We start from the raw sequence: 13,387 nt of genomic DNA on the forward strand, positions 1-13,387 counted from the left end.
CCGCCCCGGATTGGCGATCGGCGTGGGCGGCAGGCCGTCGATCCGATAGGTGTTGTAGCCCGTGTCCTGCTCCAGCTCGGATCGCCGGATGCCTCGGCCCAGTGGCCGTCCCCTGGTGATGCCGTAGATGATGGTCGGATCGCTCTCCAGCCTCATGCCCAGGCGGATGCGGTTGGAGAACACCGCCGCCACGCGCGGACGCTCCGCCGCTACACCCGTCTCCTTCTCGACGATGGAGGCCAGGATCACGGCCTCCTCGGGCGTGCGAACGACGGTGTTGGGGCTGCGCCGGGCCCATAGCTCGGCGAGGTTTTCCTCGGCGGCGCGCTGCATGCGAGCGATCACGGCCTGACGGCTCTCGCCGCGCGTGACCTCATAGGTCTCGGCCCACAGGGACCCTTCCTCGGGGATTTCGTCGATCGTCCCAGTCAGGATGGTCTCGGCGTTCAGGATGTCGACCGCCTGGGCCGAGGACCAGCCTTCGGGTATGGTCACGAAGTGGCGGACCACCCGGCCCTCGGTCAGCAGGTTCAGCACCGCCTTCAGAGATGCCCGGCTCGGCACCTCATACTCCCCCGCCCGCAGCCTCCGGTCTGCGCCCGTCAGGGTCGCCGCCGCCTTGAACATGTCCACCGACCGGATCACGCCGGCGTTCTTCAACCGCGCGGCGATGGCCGAGACGCCCGAGCCGCTGGGTAGGGTCACGATGGTTGATTCGTCGTTCTGGGCCGGCGGACCGGGCGAATAGTAGACGCTCCACGCCCAGGCCAGGCCCGCGATCAGGAACAGGCTGACTGTCGCCGAGGCCGCCAACAGCGCCGCGATCAGGCCGGGTCTTTTCTGGCCCGGCATCCCCCCGAACACCATCAGGCGACCTTGCGGAACAGGATGGAGGCGTTGGTGCCGCCGAACCCGAAGCTGTTGGACATGGCCACGTCGATCTCCATCGGCTTGCCCTTGTGTGGCACGAGGTCGATTGCGGTTTCGTGTTCCGGGTCGTCCAGGTTGATGGTCGGCGGCGCGATCTGGTCACGGATGGCCAACACGCTGAACACCGCCTCGATCGCCCCCGCCGCGCCCAGCAGATGCCCGGTCATGGACTTGGTCGAGGACATGGCGACGTGGCCGGAGTGGTTGCCCATCAGCCGCTCGACGGCCCTCAGCTCGATCCAGTCGGCCATGGTCGAGGTGCCGTGGGCGTTGACGTAGTCGATGTCGGTCACGTCGATGCCCGCCCGCTTCACCGCCGCCTTCATGGCGCGATAGGCCCCGTCGCCGTCTTCGGACGGAGCGGTGATGTGATAGGCGTCGCCGCTCATGCCATAGCCGATGACCTCGGCGTAGATCTTCGCCCCACGCGCCTTGGCGTGCTCGTACTCCTCCAGGATCAGCACGCCCGCCCCTTCGCCCATGACGAAGCCCGCATGACCCCGGTCATAGGGCCGCGAGGCCTTCTCCGGCGTATCGTTGTAGGCGGTGCATAACGCCTTGCAGGCCAAAAAGCCGGCGATCCCCAACGGCACGATCGAGGCCTCCGCCCCGCCCGCGACCATGACGTCGGCGTCGTCCAGAGCGATCATCCGCGCCGCATCGCCGATGGCGTGCACGCCGGACGCGCAGGCCGTCACCACCGCATGGTTCGGCCCCTTCAGCCCGTGCCGGATCGAGATCTGGCCACTGGCGAGGTTGATCAGGGCCGACGGAATGAAGAACGGGCTGATCCGACGCGGGCCGCTCTCCTGCAGGATCAGGGCGTTCTCGGCGATGGGACCCAGACCGCCGATGCCGGCACCCATCATCACGCCCGTGCGCTCGCGATCCTCGTCGCTTTCCGGCTTCCAGCCCGCATCGGCCAGCGCTTCGTCCGCCGCTGCGATGCCGTAAAGGATGAAGTCGTCGACGCGTTTCCGTTCCTTCGGCGACATGATGGCGTCGGGATCGAACACGCCCGGCTGGCCCGGAGCTCCGCCGCCCCGCCCGTCCACCGACGGCACCTCGCCCGCGATGGTGCAGGCATAGCCCTCGGTGTCGAAGGTGGTGATCGGTCGGATGCCCGAGCGGCCCTCGACGATGCCCTTCCAGCTGTGCTCGACGCCATTACCGAGCGGGGTGACGAGACCGAGACCTGTGACGACGACGCGGCGCATGGTGGGTGCTCCAGCTCCGAGAAACCTGATTCAGAAACAGTAATGGCCGCCGGGCTTCTCCGCTAGGAGCGCCGGGCGGCCATTGGATACCGATGGGACGGCGGGATCAGCCCGCGGTCTTCTCGTCGATGAACTTCACCGCATCGCCGACGGTCTGGATGTGCTCGGCGGCGTCATCGGGGATCTCGATATCGAACTCTTCCTCGAAGGCCATGACCAGTTCGACGTTGTCGAGAGAGTCGGCGCCGAGGTCGTCGATGAAGCTGGCCTTCTCGGTGACCTTGTCCGGATCGGCGTCCAGGTGGTCGATCACGATCTTGCGGACGCGTTCCAGGGTGTCGGACATGGGTGTCTCTGCCTTCTAGGGCCGCCATCGGCGGCGTTTGATCTCGGTTTCGCCGTAAGACGACGGCTCCGACTGTGCAAGGGGCGACGCTCGCTGGCCCAATCGGTTGCCGAGCCCTTTAGCACACCCCCGGCGGGTGGAAATAGGCTGTAACAGCCTGTCATCCCCGACGACGGTTGACCCACCACAGCAGGCCTGCGCCCACAACCGCCATCGGCGCGCCGTAGATGGCCCAGATGATCTGGCCCGTCATGAAGCTGCCGGGAAGGATGTTCAGGCCCTGTAGCACCCAGATGATGCCGATCAGCAGCAGCGGGCCGCACAGGATCGTCGCGAGGTAGCGCAGGACGACCATCAGATCATCGCCATGCCGCCATTGACGTGCAGCGTCTGGCCCGTGACGTAGGCGGCCTCGTCAGACGACAGGTAGACGGCCGCCGCCGCGATCTCGTCCCCCGTGCCCAGTCGCCCGGCGGGAATGCGGCCCAGGATGGCCTCGCGCTGCTGGTCGTTCAGTACGTCGGTCATGGGTGAGGCGATGAAGCCCGGCGCGATGCAGTTGACCGTGATCCCCCGGCTGCCGACCTCCTGAGCCAGCGACTTGGAAAAGCCGATCATCCCGGCCTTGGACGCCGAATAGTTGGTCTGGCCCGGATTGCCGGTGACGCCGACCACCGAGGTTACGCCGATGATCCGGCCCGAGCGACGCTTCATCATGCCCTTCACGGCCGCGCGGGCCAGGCGGAAATAGCTCTCCAGATTGATCTGGATCACGGACTGGAAGTCCTCGTCCTTCATCCGCATGAGAAGGCCGTCCTTGGTGATCCCGGCGTTGGCCACCAGGATGTCCAGGGCTGAGCCCGCGACATCCTCCGCCCGCCCGACCAGGCCGTCGACCGACTCGGCGTCCGACAGGTTCGCCGCCGCCGCGAACGCGCGCTCGCCCAGCTCGTTCGCCAGGTCCGCCAGTACCGCCTCGCGCGTGCCGGACAGCACGACGGTCGCGCCCTGGGCGTGCAGCGCCCGCGCCACCGCCCCACCGATGCCGCCGGTCGCGCCGGTCACGAGCGCGGTCTTGCCGGTCAGATTGAACATGAAGTCCTCCGAATGATCCCCGGATCGCGCCGGGCTTTCCGTCGCCTAGACCTTGATCGGCGGGGCCGTGCGGATGTGCACGTCCTTCAGCTGACGCTCCTGCGCCTCCGTCGGCGCGTTCATCAGCAGGTCCTCGCCCTGCTGGTTCAGCGGGAAGGCGATGACCTCGCGGATCGCGGTCTGGCCGGCCAGCAGCATGACGATGCGGTCGATGCCGGGCGCCAGGCCTCCGTGCGGCGGCGCGCCGTAGCGGAAGGCGTTCAGCATGCCGCCGAACTGCTCCTCGACCACCGAGGCGTCATAGCCCGCGATCTCGAAGGCCTTCAGCATGATCTCGGCCTTGTGGTTCCGGATCGCGCCCGAGCACAGCTCATAGCCGTTGCAGACGATGTCGTACTGATAGGCCAGGATATCCAGCGGATCCTTGGACGTCAGCGCCTCCATCTCGCCCTGCGGCATCGAGAAGGGGTTGTGGCTGAAGTCGACCTTCTTCTCTTCTTCCGACCATTCGAACATCGGGAAGTCGACGATCCAGCAGAAGCGGAACGCGTCGTCGGCGATCAGGCCCAGGTCCTGGCCCAGCTTGGTCCGCGCATTGCCGGCGAACTTGTGGAACACGGCCGGGTCGCCGGCGGCGAAGAAGCAGGCGTCGCCCTGGCCCATTCCGACGGCCTTCATCAAGGCGTCGGTGGCCTCGGCGCCGAGGTTCTTGGCGATGGGTCCGCCCCAGCCGCCCTGATCGTCGGACCAGAAGATGTAGCCCAGACCCGGCTGGCCTTCGCCCTGGGCCCAGCTGTTCATGCGGTCGCAGAAGGCGCGCGAACCGCCCTTCGGTCCCGGAATGGCCCAGACGGCGTTCTTGGGATCAGCCGCCAGGATCTTGTTGAACAGGCCGAACCCGCCGTCGCGGAAGTGCTCGGACACGTCCTGCATCTCGATCGGGTTGCGCAGGTCCGGCTTGTCGGTGCCGTATTTGGCGATGGCCTCGCGGTAGGGAATGCGCACAAACGGATAGGGATCAACCGCCTTGCCGTCGGCGAACTCCTCGAACACGCCGTGCATGACGGGCTCGATGGCGGCGAACACGTCTTCTTGCGTCACGAAGCTCATTTCGACGTCGAGCTGATAGAACTCCAGCGACCGGTCCGCCCGCAGGTCCTCGTCGCGGAAGCAGGGCGCGATCTGAAAGTAGCGGTCGAAGCCGGAAACCATCAGCAGCTGCTTGAACTGCTGCGGGGCCTGCGGCAGCGCATAGAACTTGCCCGGATGCAGGCGGCTGGGCACCAGGAAGTCGCGCGCGCCCTCGGGGCTGGACGCCGTCAGGATCGGAGTCTGGTATTCCAGGAAGCCCTGATCGACCATGCGGCGACGGATCGAGGAAATGACCTTCGATCTCAGGACGATGTTCTTGTGCAGCGTCTCCCGGCGCAGATCGAGATAGCGGTGCTTGAGACGGATTTCCTCCGGATACTCCGGCTCGCCGAAGACCGGCAGTGGCAGTTCGGCGGCTTCCGACAGCACCTCGACCGCCTTGACCCGCACCTCGATCTCGCCCGTCGGCAGGTTGGCGTTGACGGTGCCGGCCTCGCGCAGGACGACCTCGCCGTCGACGCGGATGACGCTCTCGGCCCGCACCCGCTCGACGATCTCGAAGCCCGGTGTATCGGGGTGCAGCACGAGCTGCGTCAGGCCATAGTGGTCGCGCAGGTCGATGAACAGCAGCCCGCCGTGGTCGCGCTTGCGATGCACCCAGCCCGACAGCCGCACATTCTGCCCCGCGTCCGTCGACCGGAGGGCGCCGCAGGTGTGGGAGCGATAGGCGTGCATGATCGGATTCGTCTGAAACGGCTGCGAAACAGCGGAATGAAGAAGCGGGCTATGGCGCATCGGAACCCCCGAAAGTCAAGGATCAAGGGTGGATCGGCGGCGGCTCTGCGGGCAGGGTTTGGTGACCTGATCCAGTTCCGGGAGCATGCGTCCATGCGGTCTTTCCTTCGATGCCTTCTCGCCTTGCTGATGACAGCTCAGTGGGCGCTTCTTGCCGGCGCGGCGCGCGCTGAGGAATTGTCGGGTGCCTGGGTCTGGAACGTGGAAGGCCGCAACCTCATGGTGATCGAACTGACGTCGGACGGCGAAGGTCGTCTGGCCGGTACCCTGAAGCGGCCAACCGCGCTTGCGACCAGCAGCGGTGGGAACGGACTGACCGTGTCCGGCGTCGAGGGGCCGATCGTCACGCGCCGGGTTGAAACGATCACAAGGCGGGACGGGGCGGTCCACATCGCGGCCTTCGATCCTGACGACCCATCCGGGCCAACGCGTCGGGAGTATCTGCTGAGTGTGGCGGCGGGCGGCGCTGAACTGCGGTCGCCCGTCGACAATCGCCTGCCTCCGATTCCGCTGATCCGGCCGAGGCCGCCGCTGGAAGTGGCCGCCGATCTCGATCCACAGGCGACCTACGTGACCCGGCCGCCTGTTCCTGCGAGCAACGCCGAACTGGCGGCGCTGTTCGAAGCGGATCAGGCGCCGCGGACGAACCCGGACGCCACCGTCAACTGGAGCGTGATCAGCGAGCAGGATCGCGCGCGACGCGCGCGCACCCGTGAACTGCTGGACGGCGGCCAGATCAACAGCGCCGACGACTACTGGCGCGCCGCCTTTATCTTCCAGCACGGCGACCGGCCGGAGGACTATCTGCTGGCCCACAGTCTGGCCGTCGTCGCTGTCGGTCTCGGCAGGCAGGACGCGACATGGATCGCGGCGGCGACGATGGACCGATATCTCCAGAGCACCGGTCAGCCGCAGATCTATGGGACCCAGTTTCAGATCCGCGACGGCGAGACGACCCAGGGCGACTTCAACCGGGAGCTCCTGCCTGATCAGGTCAGGCGGAGCAGCAATGTTCCGACGCTCGCCGAGCAGGCACGCTCTCTCGACGAGATAAATGCCAGCTCCGCGGCAGAGACCGAGTAGACCCGTCCACAAACCTATTCGTCTGTCCACCGGGGCAAATGGGACCGTATCCGGACAGTCGCGCCGATCTGCTATGCTGTGGCCATGTCCGCTCGGCGATCCGCCCCCGACCAGTTGCGCCTTCCGCTCAAGCGGGACGTGGCCCCCAGTGCCGCCGCCTTCGTGCGGTCGGGGTCGAACGCCTTCGCCTATGACGCGCTGGCCGCCTGGCCGAACGCAACCGGTCGCGTCATGGCCCTGTGCGGCCCCGCCGGCTGTGGCAAGAGCCACCTCGCCGCCCTGTGGGCCGAGCGCGTCGGCGCGGTCCCACTGAACGGCTCCGAGGCGGCCCTGGCCGATCCGCTGGAGCTGGAGGGCCGCCCGGTCCTGCTCGACATCGCCCAGGACGCCGACGACGAGACCCTGTTCCACCTCATCAACCTGGCCCAGCAGGACGGGGGTGCCCTTCTCATGGTGTCGCGCCCCTCCCCCCGCCGCTGGCATGTCGAGGTGCCGGATCTGCGCAGCCGGCTGGACGCCGTCCGCGTCGTCGCCATGGAGGCCCCGGACGACGCCGCCCTGTCGGCCATCCTCGCCGCTCGCTTCGCCGAACGCAGCATCACGCCGGGCGACGGTGTGATCGACTATCTGGTCCTGCGCATCGACCGCTCGGCCGCAGCCGCCGCTGCCATCGTCGAGCGTCTGGACGCCGAACACCGCCCTGTGACCCGTGCGCTCGCCCGCCAGGTACTCGGCGCCAGCGCCGATCTGTTCGAAGAGCCTTCGGAAGGGTTGCAGCCGTAACCTTGCGGCCCCACAACCGACCCATGTCCGACGCCGCCATCGCCGACACGACGACCGGAGAAGAGGTCCCCTCCTCCCGCGCGCCCCAGCTGCATCTGGACGAAGCGCTGATGGCGTCGCCCGAGCGTTTCTTCAACCGCGAGATCAGCTGGCTGAAGTTCAACGCCCGTGTGCTCGAGGAGGCCGCCAATCCGGCCCACCCGCTGCTGGAGCGGCTGCGGTTCCTGTCGATCTCGGCCAACAACCTCGATGAGTTCTTCATGACCCGGGTCGCGGGCCTGAAGGGTCAGGTGCGCGAGCGGGTGCGGACCCTGTCCGCCGACGGCCTGACCGCCGCCGAGCAGCTGGAGCGCGTCAACGTCGCCGCGGGCGAGCTGATGGCCGAGCAGCAGAAGCGCTGGCGCCAGCTACGGAACGAGCTGACCGCCGCCGGCATCGAGGTCGTCCGCTCCGCCAAGATCACCAAGACCGACCGCGACCGCCTGGAGCCGGAGTTCCTCAGCCAGCTGTTCGCCGTGCTGACGCCGCTGGCCATCGACCCGGCCCATCCCTTTCCCTTTCTGCCGAACCTGGGCTTCTCGCTGGCGCTCAAGCTGCGCCGGAACCGGGACAACAAGACCCTCTACGCCCTCGTGCCTGTGCCGACGCAGGTGCGGAGGTTCTGGGAACTGCCGGGCGACGGCCGGTCGGTGAAAGGACGGCGTCGCTTCGTGACACTGGAGACGGTGCTGCTTCTTTTCATCGAGCACCTCTTCCCCGGGCACGAGGTGCTTGAAAAGGGCGTGCTGCGCCTGATCCGCGACTCGGACATCGAGATCGAGGAGGAGGCCGAGGACCTGGTCATGGAGTTCGAGGAGGCGCTGAAGCAGCGTCGCCTGGGCTCGGTCGTACGGGTGAAAATCGAGGCCTCCATGCCCGACGACCTGCGCGAGTTCATCGTCGGCGAGCTCGACGCCGCGCCCCAGGACGTGGTGCTGATCGACGGCATGCTGGGCCTTGCCCAGCTGTCGGAGCTGATCCCGCCCGGCCACCCGGACCTGAAGTTTCCCGGCTATGAGCCCCGCTACCCCGAACGGGTTCGCGACCAGGGCGGCGACGTCTTCGCCGCCGTGCGCGAGAAAGACATCCTCATCCACCACCCGTTCGAGAGCTTCGACGTGGTGGTCCAGTTCCTGCGGCAGGCCGCGCGGGACCCCAACGTCATCGCCATCAAGCAGACGCTCTATCGCACCTCCAAGGACAGCCCGATCGTCGCGGCCCTGATCGAGGCGGCCGAGAACGGCAAGAACGTCGTGGCCCTGGTCGAGATCAAGGCCCGCTTCGACGAGGAGGCCAACCTGCGCTGGGCCCGCGCCATGGAGCGGGCCGGTGTCCACGTCGTCTTCGGCTTCGTCGAGTACAAGACCCACGCCAAGCTGAGTGTCGTCGTCCGCCGCGAGGGCGACGCGCTGAAGACCTACTGCCACTTCGGCACCGGCAACTATCACCCGATCACAGCCAAGGTTTACACCGACCTCAGCCTGTTCAGCTGTGACCCTGTGCTGGCGCGCGATGCCTCGCGCGTCTTCAACTACATCACCGGCTACGCCCAGCCCGAGGACCTGGAGGCGCTGGTCGTCTCGCCGCTGAACATGAAGGCGACGCTGATCGACCTGATCGGCAAGGAGATGCAGGCCGCCGCCAAGGGGAAACCCGCCGCCATCTGGGTCAAGCTGAACGCGCTGGTCGATCCGGAGGTCATCGACGCGCTTTATCGCGCCAGCCAGTGGGGCGTGCGCATCGAGCTGGTGGTGCGCGGCATCTGCTGCCTGCGTCCAGGCGTTCCAGGCCTGTCGGATAACATCCGGGTCAAGTCCATCGTCGGCCGCTTTCTCGAACACAGCCGCATCATCTGCTTCGCCAACGGCCGCGACCTGCCGCATGATCGGGCCAAGGTCTACATCTCCTCGGCCGACTGGATGACGCGCAACCTGGACAGACGCGTCGAGGTCATGACGCCGGTCACCAACGCCACCGTCCACGACCAGATCCTGGACCAGATCATGGTCGCCAACCTCAAGGACGACGCCCAGAGCTGGGTGCTGGGGCCGGACGGCGACTATACGCGGGTCTCGCCGGTCGATCCGGCCCGGCCGTTCTCGGCGCACCAATACTTCATGACCAATCCCAGCCTGTCCGGGCGGGGCCGCAAGGTAAAGACCCTGCCCGGCCGCCTGCGCTACATACGGCCCTCGAGATGAGCGGGGCGGCGTGACCGAGCCCTACGCCGCGCCGCGCGAGGCGGCCGTCATCGACATCGGGTCGAACTCCGTCCGCATGGTGCTTTACCGGCTGGAGGGCAGGGCCATCTGGACGGTCTTCAACGAGAAGGTGCAGGCCGGTCTCGGCCGCGACCTGCCCGCGACGCGTCGGCTGTCCGAACCCGGCGTAGCGCTGGCCATGACCGCGCTGCGCCGCTTCGCGGCTGTACTGGAGGGGGTCAGGCCCGCCTACGTCTTCGTCGCCGCAACAGCAGCCGTGCGCGAGGCCGAGGACGGTCCCTCCTTCTGCGACCGCGTCGCCGCTGAAACTGGGCTGAAGGTCCGCGTCCTGACCGGCGAGGAAGAGGCCAGCTATGCGGCGCTGGGCGTCACCGCTGGTGATCCACGCGCAAGAGGCCTGGCCGCTGACATGGGCGGATCCAGTCTGGAGCTGATCCGGATCGGCCTGGATCGTCCCGAGCCCGGCGTGACCCTGCCACTCGGCCCCTTCAGCCTGGCCGATCCCAAGGGTTTCGACGCCGAGCGTCTGAAGTCCACCATCGCGGCACGCCTCAAACCGGTGGCCAAGCGGTTCGCGACGCCGGAGCTTCATGCGGTGGGCGGCGGATGGCGTTCCCTGGCCCAGGTGCACATGGAAATCAGCGGCTATCCGCTGCGTATCGTGCACCAGTACGCCATGACGGCAAAGGACGCCCGTGACGTCGCTCGCTTCGTCGCGCAACAATCCCGAGCGTCCCTGGATCGATTGCCGGGCGTCTCCAAACGCCGCGCAGAGACATTGCCGTATGCGGCCCTGGTCCTGGACGGCCTGATCGAGGCTCTGGCTCTCGAAACAGTCGTGTTTTCGGCCTGGGGGCTGCGCGAAGGCTTGCTCTACGAAACCCTGGACCGCGACGAACTGCCGGTCGATCCGCTGATCGCCGGCTGTGCGGCCCTCGGCGGCCGCCAAGGCATATCCCCCGGTCTGCCCGCCGCGCTCCAAGCATGGCTTGCCGACGTGGTCGAGGCCCTGCCTGTCAGCTTCGGCCCGGAGCGCGACCCGGTGCTGGCCGCCGCCGCCTGTCGCCTGGCCGACCTCGGCGCTCGCCTGCACCCCGACCACCGCGTCGACCTCGTCTTCGATCAGGTCCTGCGCGCGCCCATCCCCGGCCAGACCCACGCCGAACGCGCCTGGCTGGCGGCCGCGCTGAACGCCCGCTACGGCGGCGGCGGCTCCACGCCGGTGCCGGACCTGATCGAGCGCCTGCTGCCCGAGGACGCTCGCCTTGCCGCCCGCGCCATGGGACTGGCGCTCCGGCTGGGCTGCGACCTGTCGGGGCGCTCGCCGCAGTTGCTGGCCAACGCCTCGGTCACCGTACGGGACGGAGCGCTCCGGCTCGCGGCCACGCCGGGCTATGCGGACGTCTTGCTGGGCGAACAAACCAAGCGCCGCGCAAAGGCTCTGGCGGAGGCTCTGGGACTCAAGCTGGAGATTTGATGCGCTCTTCTCCCTCCCCTTCATGGGGAGGGAGAAGGCCTACTCGATCTCCACCACTTCGACGCGCGGCCCGTTCAGGACCAGAGCGATCTCGCCCTTCTTGAGCTTGAGCGCATCCTCGCCGAACAGCTGACGCCGCCAGCCCTTCAGCGCCTCGACGTCGGCGCTATCCGATAAGGCGATCTTTTCCAGGTCCGCGACATTGGCGATCAGCTTGGACGCCACGCCCGCGTTATCGCTCTTGGCCTTCAGCAGCACCTTCAACAGCTCGACCACGCTCGGTGGTGCCGGCTGGTTGTGCGCAGGCCGGTCCATCTTCGGCGCATGGGCCTCGGGGTCGGCCAGCACCCGCTTCAGTACCTCGATCAGCTCCAGCCCCAGCCGCGATCCGCCGAAGCCCTTCGGCACAGACCGCAGCCGGTTGAACGCCTCGATATCCGTTGGGCCTTGCGTCGCGATCTCGTCGATCGCCTCGTCCTTCAGGATACGACCGCGCGGCTGGTCGCGCTCCTGCGCCGCCCGCTCGCGCCACACCGCCGTGGCCTTGAACGCCGCCAGGTACTTGGCCGAATACTTCTTGGGCTTCAGCCGCTTCCAGGCTTTTTCCGGATCGGTGTCGTAGAGCTCCGGATCGACCAGATCCTCCATCTCCGACATGACCCAGTCCAAGCGGCCTTCCTTTTTCAGCCGGTCGCGCAGCTTGGGATACAGCGCCGCCAGATGGGTCACGTCGCCCATCGCATAGTGCAGCTGGGCGTCCGACAGCGGCCGGCGCGACCAGTCAGTGAAGCGGCTGCCCTTGTCCAGGTCGATCTTCAGCATCTGCCGCACCAGCGAATCATAGGCGACCTGATCCCCGAAGCCCGCCGCCATCGCCGCGACCTGGGTGTCGAACATGGGCACCGGCATGGCCCCCAGCTTGACGAAGATCTCCGTGTCCTGCCGCGCGGCGTGGAAGACCTTCACGATCGCCGGATCGCGCAGGATCTCCAGGAACGGCTCCAGGTCCAGCCCCTCGGCCTGGGGGTCGATGATCGCCTCATGCTCGGCCGTCGCCGCCTGGATCAGGCAAAGCTTGGGCCAGTAGGTCGTCTCCCGCATGAACTCGGTGTCGACCGCGATGAAGGGAGCGTCGCGAACCGCCGAACAGAACTGGGCCAGCGCGTCATTGGTGGTGATCGGCGTCATTGAAATGCTATAGCCCCCCGCGACCGCGTCGTGGCAAGAGCCCCGGCCTTTTTTCCGCACCGTTTTCAGGCCCGTGAGCGATGAGCGACACCTCTGATTCCCATCCGAACGGCCTGACCTACGCCGATGCAGGCGTCGACATCGACGCCGGCGACATGCTGGTCGAGCACATCAAGCCTCTGGCGAAGTCCACGGCCCGCCCGGGATCGGAGCCGTCCTTGGGCGGTTTCGGCGCCCTGTTCGACCTCAAGGCGGCAGGCTTCGTCGACCCTTTGATCGTCACCACCACCGACGGCGTCGGCACCAAGCTGAAGATCGCCATCGAGACCGGCCGCCACGACGGCGTCGGCGTCGACCTGGTGGCCATGTGCGTGAACGACCTGCTGGCCCAGGGCGCCGAGCCGCTGCTGTTCCTCGACTACTACGCCACCGGCAAGCTCGAGATCGACGCCGCGCGGCGCGTCGTCTCCGGCATCGCCGAGGGCTGCCGCCAGGCGGGCTGCGCGCTGGTCGGCGGCGAGACGGCCGAGATGCCCGGCATGTATTCCGGCGGCGACTATGACCTCGCGGGCTTTTCGCTGGGCGCGCTGGAACGCGGCCATGCGCTCCCCCGTCTGGACCTTCAGAACACCGGCGACCTGATCATCGGCCTGGCCTCGTCGGGCCCGCACTCCAACGGCTACTCCCTGATCCGAAAGGTGGTGGAGCGCTCGGGCCTGTCCTGGGGCGACGACGCCCCCTTCGCCACGGATCGGTCGCTGGCCCAGGCCCTGATGGAGCCGACCCGCATCTATGTGAAGTCGGTCCTGCCGCTGATGAAGGCCGGCAAGATCAAGGGCGCGGCCCACATCACCGGCGGCGGCCTGATCGAGAACCCGCCGCGCTGCCTGGCCGAGGGCCTGACCGCCGAGTTCGACTGGGACGCCTGGCCGATGCCGCCCGTGTTCCGCTGGCTGTCCGAGACCGGCGGGATCAGCGACCACGAGATGCGCCGCACCTTCAACTGCGGCGTCGGCTTCATCCTGATCGTAGCGCCCGAGAACGCCGAGGACGTGCTGGCCGCCCTGCTTGAAGCCGGCGAAACCGCCTTTGTCTGCGGCCAGCTGGTCTAGCCCCGGCG

At 67.5% G+C, this 13,387-nt stretch carries 12 protein-coding genes; 5 read left to right on the forward strand and 7 right to left on the reverse strand.

Annotation, left to right across the window (positions count from 1 at the left end; all coding sequences use genetic code 11):
• The 6 genes from mltG to aspS all read right to left on the reverse strand — a co-directional run.
• The coding region (gene mltG / locus IP78_RS03605) for an endolytic transglycosylase MltG (RefSeq protein WP_054110349.1) at positions 1–867 on the reverse strand (867 nt) is incomplete at its 3' end.
• Positions 867–2,147 carry a beta-ketoacyl-ACP synthase II gene (gene fabF / locus IP78_RS03610; RefSeq protein ID WP_054110350.1) on the reverse strand — a complete coding sequence of 427 codons (1,281 nt, stop codon included), beginning with the start codon at positions 2,145–2,147 and terminating at the stop codon, positions 867–869. The genes mltG and fabF, both read right to left, overlap by 1 nt.
• A gap of 106 nt (positions 2,148–2,253) precedes the next feature.
• Complete coding sequence (locus tag IP78_RS03615; protein ID WP_021697838.1) at positions 2,254–2,493, reverse strand: acyl carrier protein; 240 nt, start codon at positions 2,491–2,493, stop codon at positions 2,254–2,256.
• A 160-nt stretch (positions 2,494–2,653) separates the two neighbouring features.
• The gene (locus IP78_RS03620; RefSeq protein WP_054110351.1) at positions 2,654–2,848 is read right to left on the reverse strand and encodes a hypothetical protein; all 195 of its coding nucleotides are present in this window, start codon (positions 2,846–2,848) and stop codon (positions 2,654–2,656) included.
• Positions 2,848–3,588: a 3-oxoacyl-[acyl-carrier-protein] reductase gene (gene fabG, locus IP78_RS03625; protein ID WP_054110352.1), complete on the reverse strand. Its 741-nt coding sequence runs from the start codon at positions 3,586–3,588 to the stop codon at positions 2,848–2,850. Before fabG ends, IP78_RS03620 begins: the two co-directional genes overlap by 1 nt.
• A 45-nt stretch (positions 3,589–3,633) precedes the next feature.
• On the reverse strand, positions 3,634–5,415 hold the full coding sequence (gene aspS, locus IP78_RS03630; protein WP_054110405.1) for an aspartate--tRNA ligase: 1,782 nt from the start codon (positions 5,413–5,415) through the stop codon (positions 3,634–3,636).
• 378 nt (positions 5,416–5,793) lie between these two features.
• Here aspS and IP78_RS03635 point away from each other — a divergent pair, with 378 nt between their 5' ends.
• From IP78_RS03635 to IP78_RS03650, 4 genes are all read left to right on the forward strand, one after another.
• Complete coding sequence (locus IP78_RS03635; protein ID WP_156320267.1) at positions 5,794–6,558, forward strand: hypothetical protein; 765 nt, start codon at positions 5,794–5,796, stop codon at positions 6,556–6,558.
• A gap of 84 nt (positions 6,559–6,642) precedes the next feature.
• The gene (locus IP78_RS03640; RefSeq protein WP_054110354.1) at positions 6,643–7,341 is read left to right on the forward strand and encodes a chromosomal replication initiator DnaA; all 699 of its coding nucleotides are present in this window, start codon (positions 6,643–6,645) and stop codon (positions 7,339–7,341) included.
• Positions 7,342–7,364: 23 nt separating this feature from the next.
• Positions 7,365–9,581, forward strand: coding sequence for an RNA degradosome polyphosphate kinase (locus IP78_RS03645; protein ID WP_054110406.1), 2,217 nt, complete (start codon positions 7,365–7,367; stop codon positions 9,579–9,581).
• Between the two features lie 76 nt (positions 9,582–9,657).
• Complete coding sequence (locus IP78_RS03650) at positions 9,658–11,079, forward strand: Ppx/GppA phosphatase family protein (protein WP_082384832.1); 1,422 nt, start codon at positions 9,658–9,660, stop codon at positions 11,077–11,079.
• A gap of 39 nt (positions 11,080–11,118) precedes the next feature.
• Here the strand turns inward: IP78_RS03650 and rnd are convergent, their stop codons facing one another.
• The gene (rnd, locus tag IP78_RS03655) at positions 11,119–12,267 is read right to left on the reverse strand and encodes a ribonuclease D (RefSeq protein WP_054110356.1); all 1,149 of its coding nucleotides are present in this window, start codon (positions 12,265–12,267) and stop codon (positions 11,119–11,121) included.
• Between the two features lie 80 nt (positions 12,268–12,347).
• Here rnd and purM point away from each other — a divergent pair, with 80 nt between their 5' ends.
• Positions 12,348–13,379 carry a phosphoribosylformylglycinamidine cyclo-ligase gene (gene purM / locus IP78_RS03660; protein ID WP_054110357.1) on the forward strand — a complete coding sequence of 344 codons (1,032 nt, stop codon included), beginning with the start codon at positions 12,348–12,350 and terminating at the stop codon, positions 13,377–13,379.
• Positions 13,380–13,387 lie beyond the last annotated feature (8 nt).

Source organism: Brevundimonas sp. AAP58, assembly GCF_001295975.1.
GTDB lineage: Bacteria > Pseudomonadota > Alphaproteobacteria > Caulobacterales > Caulobacteraceae > Brevundimonas.